General features: G+C 45.6%; 24 protein-coding genes. 11 read left to right on the forward strand and 13 right to left on the reverse strand.

The features are described 5' to 3' along the window. Position 1 precedes the first annotated feature (1 nt). The gene (gene thrC / locus ACXACN_RS12205) at positions 2 to 1,057 is read left to right on the forward strand and encodes a threonine synthase (RefSeq protein ID WP_474964759.1); all 1,056 of its coding nucleotides are present in this window, start codon (positions 2 to 4) and stop codon (positions 1,055 to 1,057) included. Next, the gene (gene thrB / locus ACXACN_RS12210) at positions 1,054 to 1,965 is read left to right on the forward strand and encodes a homoserine kinase (RefSeq protein WP_474964761.1); all 912 of its coding nucleotides are present in this window, start codon (positions 1,054 to 1,056) and stop codon (positions 1,963 to 1,965) included. Before thrC ends, thrB begins: the two co-directional genes overlap by 4 nt. Positions 1,966 to 2,033: 68 nt before the next feature. Here thrB and ACXACN_RS12215 read toward each other — a convergent pair whose 3' ends face one another. Further along, a complete protein-coding gene (locus ACXACN_RS12215) occupies positions 2,034 to 2,531 on the reverse strand; it encodes a VanZ family protein (protein WP_474964762.1) in 498 nt (165 codons plus the stop codon). 147 nt (positions 2,532 to 2,678) lie between these two features. On the opposite strand from ACXACN_RS12215, the gene ACXACN_RS12220 reads away from it, so the two are divergent. Next, positions 2,679 to 3,059 carry a hypothetical protein gene (locus ACXACN_RS12220; RefSeq protein WP_474964763.1) on the forward strand — a complete coding sequence of 127 codons (381 nt, stop codon included), beginning with the start codon at positions 2,679 to 2,681 and terminating at the stop codon, positions 3,057 to 3,059. Between the two features lie 32 nt (positions 3,060 to 3,091). Here ACXACN_RS12220 and ACXACN_RS12225 read toward each other — a convergent pair whose 3' ends face one another. Continuing rightward, positions 3,092 to 3,586, reverse strand: coding sequence for a sigma-70 family RNA polymerase sigma factor (locus tag ACXACN_RS12225; protein WP_474964765.1), 495 nt, complete (start codon positions 3,584 to 3,586; stop codon positions 3,092 to 3,094). A gap of 161 nt (positions 3,587 to 3,747) precedes the next feature. Between ACXACN_RS12225 and ACXACN_RS12230 the strand changes: the two genes are divergently transcribed. From ACXACN_RS12230 to ACXACN_RS12250, 5 genes are all read left to right on the forward strand, one after another. Next, positions 3,748 to 4,224, forward strand: coding sequence for an RNA polymerase sigma factor (locus ACXACN_RS12230; protein WP_474964766.1), 477 nt, complete (start codon positions 3,748 to 3,750; stop codon positions 4,222 to 4,224). A gap of 43 nt (positions 4,225 to 4,267) precedes the next feature. Next, positions 4,268 to 4,552: a hypothetical protein gene (locus ACXACN_RS12235; RefSeq protein WP_474964768.1), complete on the forward strand. Its 285-nt coding sequence runs from the start codon at positions 4,268 to 4,270 to the stop codon at positions 4,550 to 4,552. 35 nt (positions 4,553 to 4,587) lie between these two features. Then, positions 4,588 to 4,785 carry a hypothetical protein gene (locus tag ACXACN_RS12240; protein WP_474964770.1) on the forward strand — a complete coding sequence of 66 codons (198 nt, stop codon included), beginning with the start codon at positions 4,588 to 4,590 and terminating at the stop codon, positions 4,783 to 4,785. Positions 4,786 to 4,983: 198 nt separating this feature from the next. After that, complete coding sequence (locus tag ACXACN_RS12245; protein WP_474964772.1) at positions 4,984 to 5,544, forward strand: transposase; 561 nt, start codon at positions 4,984 to 4,986, stop codon at positions 5,542 to 5,544. Positions 5,545 to 5,648: 104 nt separating this feature from the next. Continuing rightward, on the forward strand, positions 5,649 to 6,095 hold the full coding sequence (locus ACXACN_RS12250) for a hypothetical protein (protein WP_474964773.1): 447 nt from the start codon (positions 5,649 to 5,651) through the stop codon (positions 6,093 to 6,095). 123 nt (positions 6,096 to 6,218) lie between these two features. On the opposite strand, the gene ACXACN_RS12255 is transcribed toward ACXACN_RS12250, so the two are convergent. The 5 genes from ACXACN_RS12255 to ACXACN_RS12275 all read right to left on the reverse strand — a co-directional run bounded on the left by ACXACN_RS12255 (position 6,219) and on the right by ACXACN_RS12275 (position 10,974). Next, positions 6,219 to 6,482 (reverse strand): HPr family phosphocarrier protein, encoded by a 264-nt coding sequence (locus tag ACXACN_RS12255; RefSeq protein ID WP_474964775.1) that lies wholly within the window; start codon positions 6,480 to 6,482, stop codon positions 6,219 to 6,221. A 15-nt stretch (positions 6,483 to 6,497) separates the two neighbouring features. Then, complete coding sequence (locus tag ACXACN_RS12260; protein WP_474966869.1) at positions 6,498 to 7,394, reverse strand: AEC family transporter; 897 nt, start codon at positions 7,392 to 7,394, stop codon at positions 6,498 to 6,500. 638 nt (positions 7,395 to 8,032) lie between these two features. After that, positions 8,033 to 9,313 carry a TRAP transporter large permease gene (locus ACXACN_RS12265; RefSeq protein WP_474964776.1) on the reverse strand — a complete coding sequence of 427 codons (1,281 nt, stop codon included), beginning with the start codon at positions 9,311 to 9,313 and terminating at the stop codon, positions 8,033 to 8,035. Further along, entirely contained in the window at positions 9,310 to 9,849 is a 540-nt protein-coding gene (locus tag ACXACN_RS12270; protein WP_474964777.1) for a TRAP transporter small permease, read from the reverse strand. Before ACXACN_RS12270 ends, ACXACN_RS12265 begins: the two co-directional genes overlap by 4 nt. Positions 9,850 to 9,924: 75 nt before the next feature. Next, positions 9,925 to 10,974, reverse strand: a complete 1,050-nt coding sequence (locus ACXACN_RS12275) for a DctP family TRAP transporter solute-binding subunit (RefSeq protein WP_474964779.1) — start codon at positions 10,972 to 10,974, stop codon at positions 9,925 to 9,927. A gap of 351 nt (positions 10,975 to 11,325) precedes the next feature. Between ACXACN_RS12275 and ACXACN_RS12280 the strand changes: the two genes are divergently transcribed. Together ACXACN_RS12280 and ACXACN_RS12285 are read left to right on the forward strand one after the other, a co-directional pair. Beyond that, positions 11,326 to 12,183: a MurR/RpiR family transcriptional regulator gene (locus ACXACN_RS12280; protein ID WP_474964780.1), complete on the forward strand. Its 858-nt coding sequence runs from the start codon at positions 11,326 to 11,328 to the stop codon at positions 12,181 to 12,183. Between the two features lie 16 nt (positions 12,184 to 12,199). Continuing rightward, positions 12,200 to 13,684 (forward strand): gluconokinase, encoded by a 1,485-nt coding sequence (locus ACXACN_RS12285; RefSeq protein WP_474964781.1) that lies wholly within the window; start codon positions 12,200 to 12,202, stop codon positions 13,682 to 13,684. A 64-nt stretch (positions 13,685 to 13,748) separates the two neighbouring features. On the opposite strand, the gene ACXACN_RS12290 is transcribed toward ACXACN_RS12285, so the two are convergent. The 5 genes from ACXACN_RS12290 to ACXACN_RS12310 all read right to left on the reverse strand — a co-directional run bounded on the left by ACXACN_RS12290 (position 13,749) and on the right by ACXACN_RS12310 (position 17,347). Further along, complete coding sequence (locus ACXACN_RS12290; protein WP_474964783.1) at positions 13,749 to 15,410, reverse strand: sodium:solute symporter family protein; 1,662 nt, start codon at positions 15,408 to 15,410, stop codon at positions 13,749 to 13,751. 15 nt (positions 15,411 to 15,425) lie between these two features. Continuing rightward, positions 15,426 to 15,722, reverse strand: coding sequence for a DUF4212 domain-containing protein (locus tag ACXACN_RS12295; RefSeq protein ID WP_474964784.1), 297 nt, complete (start codon positions 15,720 to 15,722; stop codon positions 15,426 to 15,428). A 20-nt stretch (positions 15,723 to 15,742) separates the two neighbouring features. Then, a complete protein-coding gene (locus tag ACXACN_RS12300; protein ID WP_474964786.1) occupies positions 15,743 to 15,928 on the reverse strand; it encodes a hypothetical protein in 186 nt (61 codons plus the stop codon). Between the two features lie 177 nt (positions 15,929 to 16,105). Then, entirely contained in the window at positions 16,106 to 16,927 is an 822-nt protein-coding gene (locus ACXACN_RS12305; RefSeq protein WP_474964787.1) for a peptidoglycan-binding protein, read from the reverse strand. Positions 16,928 to 16,975: 48 nt separating this feature from the next. Beyond that, positions 16,976 to 17,347 carry a cytochrome-c oxidase gene (locus tag ACXACN_RS12310; RefSeq protein ID WP_474964789.1) on the reverse strand — a complete coding sequence of 124 codons (372 nt, stop codon included), beginning with the start codon at positions 17,345 to 17,347 and terminating at the stop codon, positions 16,976 to 16,978. Between the two features lie 115 nt (positions 17,348 to 17,462). Here ACXACN_RS12310 and ACXACN_RS12315 point away from each other — a divergent pair, with 115 nt between their 5' ends. Then, the gene (locus ACXACN_RS12315) at positions 17,463 to 18,185 is read left to right on the forward strand and encodes a DsbA family oxidoreductase (protein ID WP_474964790.1); all 723 of its coding nucleotides are present in this window, start codon (positions 17,463 to 17,465) and stop codon (positions 18,183 to 18,185) included. Between the two features lie 59 nt (positions 18,186 to 18,244). Here the strand turns inward: ACXACN_RS12315 and ACXACN_RS12320 are convergent, their stop codons facing one another. After that, a complete protein-coding gene (locus ACXACN_RS12320; RefSeq protein ID WP_474964791.1) occupies positions 18,245 to 18,697 on the reverse strand; it encodes a hypothetical protein in 453 nt (150 codons plus the stop codon). Positions 18,698 to 18,699: the final 2 nt, after the last annotated feature.

Below are 18,699 nucleotides of genomic sequence, written 5' to 3' on the forward strand. Positions count from 1 at the left end.
CATGTGGCGTGGATTGATTCATGAATATGGCGAGTTTTTACCCGTTACAGAAAAAACACCAAAATTGACGTTGCATGAGGGGAATACCCCGCTCCTTCCGATTCCGTCCATTTCACAGGATCTTGGCATCGAAGGGTATGTAAAAATTGAAGGAGCGAATCCGACAGGTTCCTTTAAAGACCGTGGCATGGTGATGGCGATGGCAAAAGCGATCGAAGAAGGGTCTGAGGCGGTTATCTGTGCGTCTACAGGGAACACTTCCGCTTCGGCTGCCGCGTTTGCCGCACGGGCAGGACTCCGCTGCATCGTTGTCATCCCTGATGGGAAGATTGCAGAAGGAAAATTGGCGCAAGCCGTCATGTACGGCGCGGAAATTTTTGCAATCAAAGGAAACTTTGATGACGCTCTTCGTATGGTCCGGAAAATGGCAGAGCACGAACCGGTCACCCTGGTCAACTCTGTGAATCCTTACCGCATCGAAGGGCAGAAAACAGCTGCATTCGAAGTTTGTGATGCGCTCGGATCTGCTCCGGATATTTTAAGCATCCCGGTTGGAAATGCCGGTAACATCACCGCCTACTGGAAAGGATTCAAAGAATACAATGAACGCCATGGATCCGGCCTGCCTAAGATGATGGGCTTTGAAGCGAGCGGCTCTGCCGCCATCGTCCGCAATCAAATTATCGAAGATCCAGAAACGTTGGCGACAGCGATTCGGATCGGGAACCCGGCAGGATGGGATAACGCGTTGCGCACACGTGATGAATCGAACGGTTTGATCGATGAAGTGACGGATGAAGAAATCGTAGAAGCCTATCAATATTTAGCAGAGAAAGAAGGCGTGTTCGCTGAACCAGCTTCCTGCGCTTCCATCGCTGGGATGATTAAAAAAGTGAAAGATGGCACGATTCCTCAAGGTTCTAAAATCGTCCATGTGCTGACAGGAAACGGATTGAAAGATCCTAATACAGCGATTGAGAAGAGCCCGGTCAAGCCGACACGGATCGAAAATGACTACAACATCTTCGCTTCTGCTGTGACAGGTGTCCAATCATGAGCCGGTTTCAAATCCGAGTGCCTGCGACATCCGCGAACCTTGGCCCAGGATTTGATTCGGTCGGCATTGCGCTCTCGAAATATGTGACGCTCGAATGCCAACCGGCCGAAAAGTGGTCGTTTTCCGTTCCTGAAGAAGATCAGCCTTATATCCCTTCAGATCAAAGGAATCTCATTTACAAAACAGCGTTGTTTACAGCTGAAGCCATGGGCCATGAAGAACTTCCACCGACCCATGTCGAGCTGACGAATGATGTCCCAATTGCCCGTGGGCTTGGCAGCTCATCAACAGCTGTCGTCGGAGGAATTGAATTGGCCGATTATCTCCTCGATCTCAGTTTGAGTCGTTATGAAAAGTTTAAAATCGCCTGTGAAATCGAAGGACACCCCGACAATGTCGGTCCCGCGATTTTCGGAGGCATCATGGTTTCCAACTACGATGGAGAGCATTTGGACTATGTCCATTTTACAGAAGGAATGGATAAGTTGACATGGCTCGCCATCATCCCCGACTATCACTTGGAAACAGAGAAAGCACGGGGATTGCTGCCTGTAGAGATGGACTACAAGCAGGCGGTCAACAATAGCGGCAGCGCTAATGTTCTCGTCGCCGCATTAGCTACGAAAAACTGGTCACTCGCAGGGAAGATGATGCAGAGCGATCGCTGGCATCAGCCTTATCGAGAAGTGCTCATCCCAGGATTTTCTTCCTTTAAAGACATTCTGGACAAAGAGGATGCGCTCGGGCACTACATCAGCGGTGCAGGCCCAACCACCGTGGCTCTCTTTGATAAGTGGAATGAAGAAAAACGGGGACGGCTTGCATTGGCTCTCGAGGACTACCATATCGAACCGCTTCAAGTGAACTTGAGTGGCGCGGAAACATTTGTCCTAGCACCGGAAAAATAAAGAAGAGACCCAGCAGGACGATCCTGCTGGGTCTCTTTTTTTCATTAATCCTATGTTTCGACCTGGATTCATCTACGTTTACCCATGCTTTTTCTAAAGGCAAAGAGAAGAATCAATAAGCCTCCCATGAGGCCACCGATGCTGTCTAAAACCACATCCCCTGCATAGGGCGTCCGGTTTGGCGTGAGTGACTGGTGGTACTCATCCAGACAAGCATAAAGGACAGTGATGATGTAAGACGTCACCAGTTTTACTTTTAACCCCCATCCTGTGTTGTGATGGAAAGCAAGATATGTGGTAACCATCAGAATGAAAAATATGGTCAAGTGGGCAGCTTTACGAATGAGAAACTCGAGCATTCCGTCCACCCCGCGGTTTTCTACATTGATGGTTTCCCCATAATAAGTAAATTCAATAAGAGATAATAAAGGCTTGAGTAAGTCCAAATTCATATAAAGATTCATTGTTGGACGTAGGTCCTGTTGTTCATAGGGTTGGGAAGAAAAGAAAAAAATCACTCCCATAACGACTAAGGGAATGACCCCAAAAATAATTCTTTTAACCAATTAGCTTCACACTTTCCTATAATGATATTTTATAGTTTACAACAAATGTAAGTATATTTAAAAGATTTAAAGAATTACTAACTACTACTATTATTATGGGGAAAACTTGTATACAATATTACTAGAAAATATAAAGGGGGATTCGCCATGGCGAAGAAGAGCAAACAATACGACTATGACCTCAGCGAAGTAAAGCGTCTGATCGGCGAGACAGATAAGAATTACCGTGAAATCGCTGCTGAGACAGGATGCCCGTACGCGAGCGTCGTGTATCATGGTCGTAAAATCCGCGGACGCGTCAATCGCATGCGTCAGGAAGAGATGATTGAAGAACAACCGCAATCGTTTTTATCAATTAAAGAAGAACAACCTACATCAGAGGATGCAACGATGTTGTCTGGCGGGACGACACTGAGCATTTCTAGAAATAACGTCCAAATCCAGGATGCAGAAGAAGAGGCGGCACGAATGATCAAGGCTGCACGTGCTCTTGGATTGAGTAAGATAAACATAACGATTAATAAATAAGTTTAGAGTCTCGGGGTTTTCTCCGAGGCTTTTTACATGGTCTTTCCAAGTTCTTTCAGTTTCTTTCTCGCGTGTCTGCCCCAGTTTTTCACGGCATCCTGCGTTACTTTTTCCAGCCGAGCAATCTGAGTGATCGACCGGTCCATTATGATAAAATGGTACACCCACTTCCACTGATTGTCTGTAAGACTGGCTTTCACTTGCTTCCATAATTGTTCATCCGTAATATGATCCTCCCATTGACTGAGCCCTTCGTGTACCATCCGCTCAGCAATCCCCTCCTCCTGTTCATAGATTCTGGAATCTTTGCGGATTTTATCAATTAATGCGTTGCGAACTTTCCAGTGTAAGTAGGACTTTAAGGTCCCTGCTTCCGGATCATATGTACGGTAGGCGTTCCATAGGGCGAAAAGACCTTCGGCATAAAAATCCCCGTTGTTATCTCGGATGTTCAGCTTATGAATATGATAATAAATCAAGTCTTCACTTTCTGATACTAGTTTTTCAAACATGTCATCTGTGACCATAAGACACCCTCCCTAAATGATTCTTCATACTATAATCGATAGAAAAGGGGATTTCGGTGTCATATTTTTTGATATTTTCAATTTTCTCTAGAAGAAAATTGAATTTTGCTTCCTATTCCATGGTAAATATAGGATAATAGATGCATAGAAAGGAGTGTGTCATGAAAGATTCTATTCTTGAGTTCGACAGCTATCACCGCCTCATCCATTCCTCCCTCCGTCATTGGAGCCTGCCAGATCCTTATGAAGACTGCCTGCAGGAGAGCTATCTCGTTTACTTGAGATGTGTAGAAAAGTATGATCCCGAACGAAGTAAGTTTTCCACGTTTTTCATTCAGTCCTTGTTTCGACACTTTCAAACGATGAACCGGAAGAGGCATCGAGACAGGGAAGCTGTTCACTATCTCTCCCTACAACAACACCCCTATGATAAAGACCCTCTGCAAGAACCTCTTTTCCTTTTTGACATCCACAACTATTCCTCCCTAACTCTTATGGAAAAAGACATCCTGGAACAATGTTGTAACGGCTACACCGTGAAACAAATCGCTTTTTTTATGGGCAAAAGTCCCTCTACTATAAAAAGGGCACGGAAGCAGATCAAAAGGAAAGTTTCCATCGGTTTATCCATGGAATAAATAGGGAACATACTTATATCCTATAAAAACGGAGGAATCCTCTTTGGAACAAACGTCCCGATCCTTGTTCCCCCTTGCGAACATATGGCTCGATGAAGCGCCAACAACGTTCACTCATGCCTTCCTCGAGCGCCTGGCTTACGAATGGATGGTTGAGATCGTCAACCCATTCCCCCTGCCTCTATTAGAAGATAGAGAACTAGTACTCGATATATCCATCGAACAAACCGATGGAACAATATTCGCCAACCTTCCCATCCAGTCCTACAGCATTGAAGCCGGCACTGAATTCACCGTGTATCGTTTTCATATGTATCCGCCGGATTGAGCGCGATTTTCCTCAGCGTTCCATAGAGTGTTATAATGAATGCGACGTTTTATGGAAAGGAAGAGACGATGATCTATCTCGGTTTTGCCGGATTTTTTCTCATTTATTTAATTTTAGGATGGTTCACGAACACCATTGAAATGTCAACGTTCAGCGCCATCTTCAGTGTTGCGTTTCTATGCCTGAACCTCTACATGTTCTGGAAAGATAAGAAAAAACAAAGCTCCACATAAAAAAGATCCGTCTTCAAAGACGGATCTTTTTTATGTGGAGAGAAGAGGAGCGGAGTTTTAATTGGAATTATTTGTATGACCTGGTACACCATAAACTGTAAGACCTGGTACGACAATATTTGGAAATCGAGCAGGAGTTTGGATGCTTTTGTCGAATAAAGGTTAGGTGCAAGATTACAATGAGGAAGGAATGATGTAATGCGTAAGCGTCATTGGTTTCCGAAAGCCTGGTACCATATTACGGCCAGAGGAAACCGAAAAGCAGATATTTTTTATGATGAGAAAGACAGATATAAGTATCTAACACTTCTTCAAGAAGCAAAGCTTTCCCACCCGTTCCACCTCCACTCTTTTTGCCTCATGTCCAACCACGTTCATCTCCTGATCGAAACGATTGAACTCCCACCGGGTACGTTCATGAAAGATGTTCACTCTCAATACGCGATGTACTTTAATAAAAAATACGGCTATGTCGGTCATCTCTTTGAAGGGCCCTATAAAGCTAAGCTTGAGAATGATGTCAATGCGGTCCTTCAGGTCAGTCGCTATATCCACTTGAACCCTTGTCGAGCACTGATTACCTTCCAGCCTGAGGACTATAAGTGGAGCAGCTACGCCCACTACTTGTCCCCCTCCCCTTATTACTCCGACTTCGTTACCACCTCTACCATTCTTTCTTATTTCAAAGATGTGAAACAGTACGAGTTTTTTGTCCAACTGGAAAATAAAGTAAGACCTGGTCACCCAAGTAATGGGTAATCAGGTCTTTTTCTTACACGTAACTATCATTCATACTAATTGTGATAGATTATACTTATAATCCGGATTCAGGATAATCACTGAATATATAAGGGAGAGAAACAATGAATTTAATTGAAAATATGTTCACCAGGAAGTTCTTCGTGGGGGCCATTTACTATTTAATTTTCCTCACATTTATCCTTTTCACAGGCTTCATATTAGGATGGGAGCAAAATGAATCTTTGTCGGCCGTTACAAACAGTCTTTTTCTTTTTGGATTTTTAGTGTATGCCCCGTTCTGGTCGATCATCAGTGAAGGGTTAAGTGAACTCTTATATAGGAAAGAAAAAATTAAATATAAGAAAATACGGAAAACCTCTCTTCTCTTCCATATCGTTGGAGGTCCATTATTTCTTTTTTTCTTTCCTCTTTTGGAAAGCAATCTAGAAGAGGTCGCCACCAACTTTTATTCCATAATGCTGTATTTATTCTTAACTGCTGTTCCCGCTTTCTTCTTTTGGTGTATTGAAGAAAGTATGTTGCAGTATAACGTAAATTCAAAAGGTTAACGATTCCCTCATGGTACGAGATGAAATAAATAAGGGGCTTAGGACATTAGGCTTCTATATGGAAAATAAAGTAAGACCTGGTCACCCATAACATGGGTGACCAGGTCTTACATAAAATACCAATTAAGGCTGAAGGAAGGTTTCTACTTCTTCCAGCGCGTCTGTGGCGTCTGGGCCGATGCAGGTGACTTCGATTTCGTCGCCTTCCTGCAGTCTCAGGTTGATGAGTCCGAGGAAGCTTTTCAGGTTGGCTTCATGCACGCTTCCTTGAACGTTTTTCTTTAGAAGAATTTCTGAATCATAACGCTGGATAATCTGGGACAACTCCATGATGGTCTGCGTTTCTTTCATATGCACCTTTACATCTCTGGATACTTTTTCACTCATTTCTATCGTCCTCCTTTATATGAACAGGTTTAACAATATAGGGATGGTGACAATGCTGAATACTGTCGTCACTAAGGTAATGCTTGAAACCAGGTCCGGCTTCGAATTGAACTGGACCGCATAGATCGTCGTCGTTGCGGCTGAAGGCATCGCAGCTGACACAATCAGAACAGCCGCCATCATATCACTCATCGGCAATAGGAGTGTCAAAACAAAAGCGATCAGCGGTGAACCGATGAGACGGAGAGTCGTTGCATAGGAAACTTTCGGCCACTCCAGGTTCTTCAATGGTATGCCTGCGAGCTGCATGCCGAGCACGACCATCACCATCGGAACCGTTGCGGCTGCAAGTAAGTCGATACTGTTCATTAGGTTTCCAGGCACAGGCACTCCTCCAAGGTTCATCGGTAGTGCTACAAGTACTGCATACGTCGGAGGCATTTTCAAAACAGAAAACAGGGCCATTTTCAAACCAGATGTTCCTTTAGCAGCATAGTAAACTCCGAAAAAGTTCATAATGATCGCTTGAAGAACCATGAAAGAAACAGAATAAACAAACCCTTCTTCCCCGAAGGCAAACAGAATGATCGGCACACCATAGTTCCCTGAATTCATGAACGCTGTCGATAGAATCAACCCGCTCTCCATGCTCTGGTCATAGTTTTTCAACTTACTGACAATCTTGTTGATTCCAAGAATACTGAAAAGCAGCAGGCCAGAAAAGACGAGCATCATCAAATACTCTCCGTTCAGATCCGCTTCGTAAAACGTTTGGAAAACTAAACAGGGAAGCATTACATACAAAGCGATTGTTGATACGGATTTTACGTCTAATTTAACGATTTTTTGGATCGTAAAGCCTGCTCCGAAAATCAAAATGACCGGCAATACGACTTGGATGAATACACTCATATCAAAAATTACCGTTCGGCTGCGTCCTGCCATCAAACAGACAGCATCCGCACCGCCTTTCTTTTTGAACTGATCGATTTATTCTACTAATTTCTCATTCTTCCACTATAGCTCCCTTTAGTTGGAGACATAGTTTCAAGACTTTTGTTGAGTGGATGGGGACTGCGGGGAATGACTCGCTTTCCGCGGGAGCGCGGTGAGCCTCCTCGGCATGCGTCCTGTGGGGTCTCACCCTGCACTTTTTTCCCGCAGGAGTCTCGCCATTCCCCTCCGCCCCTTTGCCATATAAGTATCTCGAAACTACTTACAGTATAAGTGCTTCACCTGCAAAGAAAGTATAGGGTATTAACTTTCCTGGTTTACTATTCTAAACACAAAAGCATGGTATAGAGCGCATTAAGCATACAACTCTCTGGTAGTGGAAAACACTCTCCCAGGGTAAAGGGGTTCGTTTCTAACATTATTGAATGGGGTGTTTGGAAAGCGAGTGGCTTCCCAAACACCCCTGACGCTCAACCCTGCAACGAACCTCGAAACACCTGGAAATCGAGTCTTACACAATCCTTCCATAAACCGAAAAACCCCTTGCCTAAAAGCAAGGGATTTCGGTGACGCCAAGGAGGGTCAGTCCTTTTTCATCAGTCAGCGAAGCTGATCAACCATAGAGATAATTCTGGAATAAACGTGATCATCAGTAACGAGAAGATCATCGCGAAAAAGTACGGGATGATGGCTCGAGACAGCTGCTCGATCGACAGTCCCGATATTCCTGAGCCGACGAACAAGTTTACGCCAAGTGGTGGTGTAATGAAACCAATCGCCAGGTTCACGACCATGATGATTCCGAAGTGGATCGGATCGTAACCAAGGTTTACCGCAATCGGAAGCAGGATCGGCGTCAAAATGATGATCGCTGCGAGCGTATCCATGAAACATCCGACGATGAGTAATAGCAATGTGATCAATAGAATCAAAATGATCTCATTTTCTGAAATGGACAACAAGAAGTTCGCCACTTGTGTTGGTATCTGCTCGATCGTCAACAGACGTCCGAAAGCAGTTGCGGATCCAACGATGATCAGAACAGTTGCTGTCGTCAATGCTGAGTCAGCAAAGATTTTCGGCATGTCTTTGATGCCAAGTTCACGATACAGGAACAAGCCTGCAATCATTCCGTAAACAACCGCGATCACTGCAGCTTCTGTCGGCGTGAAAATACCGCCGTAGATTCCGCCCAGGATGATGACTGGAATGACAAGCGCCCATTTGGCTTCCCAGAACGTTTTGCCAATGTTTGCGAGGGACGTTTTTTCTGCCAAGCCTTTATACCCTTGTTGTCTTGAATAAATGTACGCCCAAGCAAGAAGTGCTCCACCGACAATAAATCCTGGGATAATTCCCGCGATGAACATGTCTCCAATTGATGCTCCACCCACGACTCCGTAAATGACCATCGGAATACTTGGAGGAATGATGACACCAATCGATCCCGCAGCAGCTACAGTAGCTGTTGCGAACTTTTTGTCATACCCTTGTCTGACCATCGCTGGAATCATGATTCCACCGATCGCGGCAACCGTCGCTGGTCCTGAACCAGAAATCGCCGCAAAGAACATACACGTGACGATGGTTGCCATCGCAAATCCACCCGTTTTGTTACCAACGAGGGCGTTCGCGAAGTTGAACAGTCTCTCAGAAATACCGCCTTTCCCCATGATTTCACCAGCTAAGATGAAAAATGGAACGGCCATTAGTGGAAATGAATCGACAGATGTGACGAGTTCCTTCATTAAAAACTGAACCGGGATAGCACCGGTGTAGAAGATGGTCGCAAGCGTCGATAGTCCGAGAGCGATTCCAATCGGTACACTAAGCAGAAGGAAGAGGGCGAACGTCCCGAATAATACGATTGTTGTCATGATTCATCCTCTCCTTCCTGCTTTTGCATACGATCGCGTTCATCGTCGATGTCGAGTTCTTTTTTCCCAAACAGCATTTTAAACTGTACGATCAAGTTTTGTACGAGACGGATCGCTGTTAAAGCAAAACCGATTGGCGTCGCCATATAAACGAGTCCCATTGGTATATGTAAGGCCGGTGATTGCTGGCCGAACGACAGCAGCTGGGAAGCGATGCTGTATCCGTTGACGACAACGTACAAACTGAAAACGAAGAATAGTAGATTCGCAATGATGGCGAGCATCAATTTTGCTTTTCCTTTTAGTAAGAGCAGCATGACGTCCACTTTAATGTGGCGCTGCTTTTTCACTCCGTAACTGATTCCGATATACACTAACCAAATGAAGCAGTATCGTCCGAGTTCCTCTGACCATGACAATGAATTTCCTGACACACGCATGACGACTTGCAGGAAAATGACACTGACCATGATGGTCGAGAAAATGACGAGCAATACTTCTTCTAATCTGCGGTCGATCGCTCGAATGATGTTCATTTTCTTCACCTCAACTGACCCTGAATGGCGAAGAATACGCTGCAGTCTCGCTACAGCGTACTCTCTGTCATTCTATTATTTTTGCGCTTCTTCAATCGCTTTATAAACTTTGTTTACTGTCTCTTCACCGATCTTGCTCTTGTATTCTTCAACAACTGGAGCTACGGCATCCTTCATTTCCTGACGAGCTTCATCGGAAATTTCTGTGTACTCCATGCCTTCTTCTTGAAGTTTTTCCAAATACTCATCGTTGGCTTCACGGTTCATTTCACGCTCATACTGTCCCGCTTCTACTGCCGCATCTTTCACAATCTTCTGCTGTTCTTCTGTCAGACCATCATAGAAAGATTTACTCATCAAGAATACCCATGGGCTGTAAATGTGGTGTGTGTTAGATACATAGTCTTGTACTTCATAGAACTTTTGCAGGTAAATCGTTGAATATGGATTTTCCTGACCATCTACAGTTCCTTGCTGCATCGCTGTGAACAATTCTGTAAATGCCATAGGAGTAGGGTTCGCTCCTAGTGCTTTGAAGGCCTCCAGGTGAAGATCATTTTCCATTGTACGGATTTTCAAACCGTCGAAATCATCGACAGTTTTCACAGGGCGTTCACTGTTTGTAAGATCACGGAAACCATTTTCCCAATACGATAGACCGACAAGATTCTGGCTTTCCAACTTCTTCAGCAATTCCTGTCCAACTTCACCATCTAATACTTGGTCCGCGACTTGTTCGTTTGGGAATAGGAATGGAATATCGAAAACGCTGAATTCCGGTACGAAGTTCGCTAGTGGTGCTGTGGAAGGAATAACGACTTCCTGTGTACCAAGCTGAAGCGCTTCTGTCATGGTACGGTCGTCACCTAGCTGACCGCTGTGATATGTATCCACTGTGATCGCGCCGTCCGTTTTTTCTTCTACAATTTCTTTAAACTTCAATAGACCTTTGTATTGAGGGTGTTCACTGTTCAGACCAATCCCGGCTTTGATCGTTTTTGTTTCGCCGCCATCTCCTGAAGCGCTTTCACCTTCGCCACTGCTGGATTCTGCACCGCCGTTGCCACATGCAGCTAAAACCGTAATCAAAAGAACCATGGACAATAAACCAAATAACTTCTTCATGTTCAATTTTCTCTCCTTTGTATGTAAAATTTTTTCACAAAGCTCATTTGCTATCCCTGTTCTGGTAATCGCTTTCAACAAAGACCAAAAAAGCAGAAATCGATTCCATAAGAAAATACTCTCCAATTTTTCAACCTCTTCCTCTCTTTAATTAGAAGCGCTTTCAAAGAACTACTAAAAAAAGAAAATGAAGGGAATCTTTGAAAATTATTTTCTACAATTCCGATTATACAATAAATCTTTTTTAGTTCAATAGTTTTCCAGAAAAAAATTTCACTGATCGTATTCTTTCTTTTGAAATAAATTTCATATACAATAATAACAAGTTGCAAATTCGAAGGAGGAATTCCTATGATTGAAGCTCCAACGAAACACGTCATCAGTAGAATCCGTTCTTCTTACACGCAGTTCAGTGAAAAGGAGAAGCTGATCGCTGATTACATTATGGAAAATACAGAGGAGATCGTTCACTCTACCATTAATCAGGTCGCTGACGATCTTATGGTCGCAGATGCAACCGTTTTCAGATTTTGTAAGCGCTTAGGTTTTAAAGGTTACCAGGCAATGAAGATTGCGCTGGCCTCTGAAATCGTCAATCCGATTCAGGATATCCATGAAAAGATATCGGAAGAGGACACGGATTTTGAGATTACGGAAAAAGTATTTCAAGCCAATATCCGTGCGTTGGAAACATCCCGTGATGTTCAAAACCCTCAATCTTTAAAAAAAGCGATGGAATGTCTGATTGAAGCGGATCGTGTGTTCTTTTTCGGAAGCGGTGGCTCGAACATCCTCGCGATGGATGCTCAGCACAAATTTATTCGGACAGGAATGGAAGCGCATGCATATCCGGACACGCACTTACAGTTGATGTCTGCCTCTCAAATGAGAGAAAGTGATGTGGCTGTCGTCATTTCCCATACGGGGTCGAACCAGGATATCTTGGATATTGTCGATGTTGCTAAAGAAAACAACGTACGAACGATTGCGATTACGAACTTCGCTAAATCCCCACTGACAAAAGTCGTCGATTTATCCTTATATACGGTCGCAGAGGAAACGGAATTCCGATCAGAAGCGCTCGCCTCGAGAATCGCCGGTCTCTCGCTGATCGATTCCCTTTTCGTAAATTATAGTGTGAAGAAGAAGGAACAAGCGCAAGCCGCTACGCAGCGCATGCGTGATGCTATATCAAGGAAGCGTGTCTAGAAAGGAAGTTATATTTATGAGTTATGTGATTGGGTTAGACCTAGGAACGACGAGTGCGAAATCCGTCGTTTTTCATAAAAATGGCGAGGTTGCTGCTGAATACGAAGTGGCTTACCCTCTCGCCCACCCTGCCGTCGGTCATGCCGAACAGGATCCGCTGCAAATGGAAGAAGCCGCGCTTGAAGCTCTGAATTTAAGTACGCGGTCCATTGAACGTGAGGAGATTGTCGGTGTCGGAATCTCAGCCGCCATGCACTCGGTCATTTGTATGGATGAAAAAGGAGTGCCCTTATCACCGTCGATCATTTGGGCGGATGCGCGCAGTGCGAACGAAGCCTCAACATTGAAGGAAAAGCATTCCGATGTGTATAGGCGGACAGGGACACCGCTGCATCCGATGTCTCCGTTATCGAAGCTGTTATGGATGAAAAACAACCAGTACGAACCATGGAAGAAAGCCGATTACTTTGTATCTGTGAAAGAATTTTTACTGTACCGCTGGTTTGGTGAAAAAGTAGCCGACTATTCGATTGCTTCAGCTACTGGTCTTTTCAACATCCACGAAAACGAATGGGATGAAGAAACACTGGCTCTAGCTGGTATCCACCGTGAGCAGCTTTTCCAACCGGTCGAGCCTACCTATGCTATGAAAGGCATGGCCGCAGAGGTCGCTGAAAAGTCCGGGTTGGATGCCGGAACGCCGTTTATCATCGGTGGCAGTGATGGTCCGCTTGCGAACCTCGGAATTGGAGCCATTCAGCCTGGCGAGACGGCGATTACCATTGGGACAAGCGGCGCGATCCGCCAATTTTCCAGTGAACCGCTACTTGATGATCAGCAGGAAGTGTTCTCTTACAGCTTTACGGATGATTTATGGATTACAGGCGGACCGTCCAATAACGGAGGTCTTGTGTTGAAATGGGTCCAGCAGCTGTTTTCGAATGAGGATGAAATTCCAGTAGAAGAACTGACGAAGCTTGCGAGTGAAGTGGAAGCTGGTGCGGGGAATTTAATTTTCCTTCCTTACTTGAATGGCGAACGCGCGCCGTTTTGGAACGCGGAAGCGAAAGGATCGTTCATCGGGCTGACACCTGCTCACGGCAAAGCGCATATAACAAGAGCCGCTATGGAAGGGGTGCTGTTTTCCATTTTACATATTGGAAGTGCTCTGGAGCGTCTCGGGAACAAGCATGACAAAATTTATGCCAGCGGCGGATTTGCGCGGTCAGAGACGTGGGTTCAGATGCTTGCTGATCTTTTCAACAAGCGGATCGATCTTCCGGTGAGCCATCAGAGTTCCGCCTGGGGAGCGGCCTGGGTTGCGTTGTACAGCCTCGGTCATGTTGATAGCCTTGCCTCCATCAAATCCTCCATTCCGATGAAGGACCATTACGAACCAAACGCTGAAAATCATAAGAAATACAAAGCTCTCTTTGAAGTGTACGAATCGGTTTCAACCAAACTGCAAACCGACTTCGAAAAACTTCATCGCATGGAATAGGAAATAAATGGTGTACCAGGTCATCCAAATATTGGATGACCTGGTACACCTGTTTTTTCCATTATTATTTGACGTTTTCTTTGAGCCAGTATTCTCCGTCTTTGTAGTGGATTTGTTCTGGGTATCGTAGGTCTGTGACTTCTTCCTGGGTTTGTTTTGATGGTGGTGCTGTCATCAGGGATACAACAACGTTGGCTAAAATAGCAGCTGTCGCGCCGAAGACTCCAGCCCCCGTATCGATAATTCCTAGAATGGTGAATCCACCGTATTTTGCTGCGAAGATATACCCGAGTGTCACAGAAAGTCCGACAACCAAGCCTGCGATAACCCCAGGTCCATTGGCTCGCTTCCACCAAACCCCGAGAAGCAGAGCTGGGAAGAACGATCCGGATGCCAAGGCAAAAGCCCATGCGACGATCTGTGTGATGGCACCTGGCGGGTTCAAGGCGATCAAACCTGCGGCGACAGTTGCAAGAACGATTGACCAGCGTCCGACCGAGAGACGTTTTTTCTCACTCGCATTCGGATTGATGGAGCGGAAATAAATGTCGTGGGACAACGCTGCTGAAATGGCAATCATCAATCCACCGGCCGTCGATAAGGCAGCCGCCATCGCACCGGCAGCCATCAAACCGATGACGAAGATGCCAAGGTTTGCAATCTCCGGTGTTGCCATAACGACGATATCATTACTGATCACAAGTTCCGACCATTGCAGGACGCCGTCACTATTATTGTCGGCAAGGGAAAGCCTCCCTGTGTCGACCCAGGCTTGTGTCCAAGCGGGCAAGTTATTCAATTGTGAACCAGCCACTTCCGTCATTAAGATAAAACGGGAAAAAGCGGCGTAAGCAGGTGCGGACAAGTAGAGCAGTCCGATGAATAGCAAAGCCCAAGCGCCACTCCAGCGCGCAGCTTTCATTGTTGCAACCGTATAGAAGCGGACGATGACGTGCGGCAGACCAGCTGTTCCCGCCGTCAATGTGAACATCAAGGCGATGAACTGCCATTTCGACCCTTCTGTAAACGGTACAATGTATTCAGAAATGCCCAAATCCTGATCGATCGCACGCATTTCCGACACGACATCACCGTAAGAAAGCCATGGCACAGGGTTTTGAGTCAGCTGCATCGACATGAAAATAACTGGAATCAGGTAAGCAATGATCAATACGATGTACTGAGCTACCTGTGTCCACGTAATTCCCTTCATTCCTCCCATCGCTGAGTAGAAGGCGATTAGGACAACCCCAATCAATGTTCCGATAACCGTATCCACTTCAAACAGTCGCCCGATGACAACTCCTGATCCAGACAGTTGTCCTACGGAATAAGTGAAGCTGATGATGATTGTGGCTACAGCTGCAATCAATCGTGCGGCGTTGCTGCGGTAGCGGTCCCCGATGAATTCAGGCACCGTGTACCGTCCATATTTTCTTAACTGTGGAGCTAAAAGGAACGTAAGCAGCAAATAACCGCCTGTCCATCCCATAATGTATGCGAGTCCATCGTATCCAAGAATCATGACCGTACCTGCGAGTCCAATGAATGAAGCTGCACTCATCCAATCGGCTCCGATCGCCATCCCATTGAAGACGGGCGGTACCCCACGGCCGGCAACGTAGAAATCTGATGTAGCCCTTGCTTTATTGTAGACAGCAATCCCTATGTACAATGCAAAAGTAGCAACAATTAAAGCAAGGGAGACCATAAACTGTGCGTCCATATTTCTCCCCCTATCCTATTGGTTAACGGCTTGATTTTGGTCGGAATCATCTTTTGGAATTAATCCGAATTTTTTATCGACGATATCACTGATGATGGCATTGAAAAAAAGGAGTGCAATGAAGGTAACGATGGCGCCTTGCGCTCCCATATAATACGGAAGCGGAATCCCCATCACTGTAAAGGACTGAAGACTTTCGGCAAAAAGAACAACACCAAAAGATACAACAGCTCCAATGGCAAGATAGATGATAATCAATGTGGTACGTAAACGGAAATAGGCTTTCGCCTTCTCTGGATCCATCTTTTTCACATGGTTCACCTCCCTTCCTTTTATCCTTTTAAGTTAAAAATGAATTGCACCGTTTCCCAAAACGGCATCGGAACCATGATGACCTTGATGAGTGCAACACCAAACAGCGCGATGAACGGAACAGCCAGTAAAAACGGCCGTTTCTTTTTCAGTGCGAAAACGACAGAAAGCACGGTAATGACAGAAAGAATGATCGGAATCAGCAACGCTCTACCCTCCTTTGTGTAAGCGTTAACATACGCGCTCAAAAATTTTTAAGAATATTTAGATTTAACTGAATATTACAACTTGTATTATTCTAAAATTCTCATTATTTGTCAACAGGTACAATGTGACTAGACATATTTCGAGGATTTGTTCCTTTTCAACTAAAAACCAGCACCCTAGGATGGATGCTGGTAACCAAACAATTCACGCCATGTTTTAGGACCTACGATGCCGTCGACCTCAAGGTGGTGTTGCTGCTGAAAGGTACAGACGGCGGCTTCTGTTAATGGGCCGAAATGACCGTCATCCGCTGTTCCGACCGCTCGCTGGATTCGTTTGACGACAGGGCCTTTGGCACCGAAGTGGATAGGAGAGCCCGGATAGGTGCGAGCGTTGAGCCTGTCTGTCGTCAAAGGACCTGCACTCCCATCCACTTCCAACCCTTCCTGATGCTGAAAAGCTACGACGGCACGCTTTGTTCGCGGTCCATACATGCCATCAACGGGTCCTGGCTGGTACCCTAAATTCTGTAGCTTCATCTGAAGATCACTGACATTGCGTGATTTTTCAGGCCATTCAAGATGGGCATAATCTTTAAAACTCGACCAATCCCCGCCCCACTGGAAACCTAGAGATTTTGCGATGGATGCTACGTACCGCCAGTCCTGATTCACCGTCCACAGTGCTCTTTTTCCATCTGAACTAAGTAGGAAAAAGTCGATTGCCCGCCCGCTGTGATGGTTGCTACTCCCTGGTTTGGCATAGGTGACGATGTTGCCGCTGTGTCCGTACCTTTTGCCTTTCCAGTAGTAATCCGGACGGCCTTGTCCATACAAATGGGCCTGCTCCTCATAAGTGCGATGACCTGAGGAGATTTGAACAAGAATCCCATCTTTATAGGCTTGCTCAATCATTTTCCACGCCTTTTCCTTCACAATCGTTTGGACGTTTCCCATTTTGTTCAGGCTGCGTTGTTTCAACGTTTCTAATGTAATCATTAAACATCCCTCCCTGATTCTATAATCGAAGCGGGGAGGGATGTGGTGTCAGGAAGCTTTTAAATTTTTTAAGACATTGAACACAAATGAAAAAATGCCGAGGGATGTCACGGTTGCGCCGGTAGCAACAAGTGGCAGCAACGCTTCGTTTTCAGAAACGACGACGAAAAACAGTCCGATCATCATTACCGGGAGTCCGATGTTATGGAGCCAGAAATGGATTTTTCCAGATAACGATTTTGCAAGTGATGGAAAAAGATGATACAAAATACCTGCAAGCGTAAGTGCAGTCCATCCGAGTAAGTTGATGTGGACGTGAACAGGTGTAAGGGTATAATCATGGGCACTCGACATGTAATATCCGATCGCGATTCCAATGGCAAAATAGATGGTTGAAATTTTGATCAATGTAATCCCCATAAAATCCAACCTCCTTTTTTCCCATATATACGCAAAGGGGCGTTCAAACAGAATCATGGAATTCCGGCGATAAGCATCGTAAAATGGAAGGGAATCTAAAGAAGAGGTGATCTCCATGAAAATAGAAATTTGGTCAGATTTCGTCTGTCCTTTTTGTTATATCGGAAAAAGAAGACTAGAAGAGGCACTCGAACATTTTCCTGGCAAACAGGTGGATGTCGTTTATAAAAGCTTTGAACTTGATCCAAACGCCGAGCGCAACACAGGCCGAAACATGCATGAAAAACTTGCGGTTAAATACGGCCGGACGATGGACGAAGCACGTGAGATGACGCAGAACATGACCGAGCAGGCCAAAATGGTGGGACTGGATTTCCACTTTGATTCCGTAGTACCGACGAACACATTTGATGCCCATCGTGTTTCCCAGCTCGCGAACGAAAAAGGACTGGGCAAAGCCTTTGCTGAACGTTTTTTCAAGGCGGTTTTGACGGACGGCAAAGATGTAGGCGATCATGAAACGATTACAGAACTTGCGGTGGAAGTCGGTCTCGATCGTGATGCCGTGACTTCTGTCCTGGAAGGCTCTGAATATACGGAAGCGGTTCGCCGTGAAGAAGCAGAAGCCCAGCAGATCGGTGTTCAGGGTGTTCCATTTTTCGTCATCAACCGAAAGTATGCGGTCTCCGGTGCCCAGCCGACGGAAGTATTCGTTCAGGGGCTTGAAAAAGCTTTTGCTGAAGAAGAAGAGACGCCTGCTTTTGAAGATTTATCTAGTGAAAGCGGAGCGGCTTGTACGGAAGACGGCTGTGAAGTGCCTAGTGAAAATCATAAGTAATAAGAAAAGCCGCGGAGCTCCCGCGGCTTTTTTTTATGATGTTGAATAGCGCTAGGCCGTTATATAATTCCCTGGAATCTCAAGATCGCCTCTGCAATGAGTGCGGAACCTAAAAAGGTGCCGAGCATGACACAAACCGCAACGACAATGCTGCGCCACCCCAGTTTGACAAAGTCTGTCCAGGAGCGGCCGATCGCGATTCCTGCATAAGCAAGGATCGGAGTCGTTAAGGCCAGTAGTTGAACTTCGCTTGTTGCGGAGACAATATACTCTGATCCCGGCATCCACGGCATGGAAAGAAGGACACCGACAAGCGCTACATAAGCAATACTTGGCAGCGAGCCTGGGAGGATGTCGCCTAGAATTAATCCGGCCAGGCAGATGCCGATGAGGATGAGCATCCCCGGAATAGCGGCTGTTGGAAGAATCTCATATCCGACCCAGTTTCCAATGAGCGCCACAACCCCGAAGATCCCCAGCAAAAGCACCCATTCTTGTATGTTTTTCAGCATCG

Source organism: Halobacillus sp. AWM4_238 (assembly GCF_056158265.1).

Coding starts and splice junctions, on each gene's coding strand:
- ACXACN_RS12285 (WP_474964781.1), top strand. CDS start 12,200: ATGAGTTATGTGATTGGGTTAGACCTAGGAACGACGAGTGCGAAATCC.
- ACXACN_RS12280 (WP_474964780.1), top strand. CDS start 11,326: ATGATTGAAGCTCCAACGAAACACGTCATCAGTAGAATCCGTTCTTCT.
- ACXACN_RS12225 (WP_474964765.1), bottom strand. CDS start 3,586: ATGGTCACAGATGACATGTTTGAAAAACTAGTATCAGAAAGTGAAGAC.
- ACXACN_RS12240 (WP_474964770.1), top strand. CDS start 4,588: ATGAATGCGACGTTTTATGGAAAGGAAGAGACGATGATCTATCTCGGT.
- ACXACN_RS12275 (WP_474964779.1), bottom strand. CDS start 10,974: ATGAAGAAGTTATTTGGTTTATTGTCCATGGTTCTTTTGATTACGGTT.
- ACXACN_RS12270 (WP_474964777.1), bottom strand. CDS start 9,849: ATGAACATCATTCGAGCGATCGACCGCAGATTAGAAGAAGTATTGCTC.
- ACXACN_RS12220 (WP_474964763.1), top strand. CDS start 2,679: ATGGCGAAGAAGAGCAAACAATACGACTATGACCTCAGCGAAGTAAAG.
- thrC (WP_474964759.1), top strand. CDS start 2: ATGTGGCGTGGATTGATTCATGAATATGGCGAGTTTTTACCCGTTACA.
- thrB (WP_474964761.1), top strand. CDS start 1,054: ATGAGCCGGTTTCAAATCCGAGTGCCTGCGACATCCGCGAACCTTGGC.
- ACXACN_RS12255 (WP_474964775.1), bottom strand. CDS start 6,482: ATGAGTGAAAAAGTATCCAGAGATGTAAAGGTGCATATGAAAGAAACG.
- ACXACN_RS12315 (WP_474964790.1), top strand. CDS start 17,463: ATGAAAATAGAAATTTGGTCAGATTTCGTCTGTCCTTTTTGTTATATC.
- ACXACN_RS12320 (WP_474964791.1), bottom strand. CDS start 18,697: ATGCTGAAAAACATACAAGAATGGGTGCTTTTGCTGGGGATCTTCGGG.
- ACXACN_RS12250 (WP_474964773.1), top strand. CDS start 5,649: ATGAATTTAATTGAAAATATGTTCACCAGGAAGTTCTTCGTGGGGGCC.
- ACXACN_RS12230 (WP_474964766.1), top strand. CDS start 3,748: ATGAAAGATTCTATTCTTGAGTTCGACAGCTATCACCGCCTCATCCAT.
- ACXACN_RS12265 (WP_474964776.1), bottom strand. CDS start 9,313: ATGACAACAATCGTATTATTCGGGACGTTCGCCCTCTTCCTTCTGCTT.
- ACXACN_RS12245 (WP_474964772.1), top strand. CDS start 4,984: ATGCGTAAGCGTCATTGGTTTCCGAAAGCCTGGTACCATATTACGGCC.
- ACXACN_RS12290 (WP_474964783.1), bottom strand. CDS start 15,410: ATGGACGCACAGTTTATGGTCTCCCTTGCTTTAATTGTTGCTACTTTT.
- ACXACN_RS12305 (WP_474964787.1), bottom strand. CDS start 16,927: ATGATTACATTAGAAACGTTGAAACAACGCAGCCTGAACAAAATGGGA.
- ACXACN_RS12310 (WP_474964789.1), bottom strand. CDS start 17,347: ATGGGGATTACATTGATCAAAATTTCAACCATCTATTTTGCCATTGGA.
- ACXACN_RS12260 (WP_474966869.1), bottom strand. CDS start 7,394: ATGAGTGTATTCATCCAAGTCGTATTGCCGGTCATTTTGATTTTCGGA.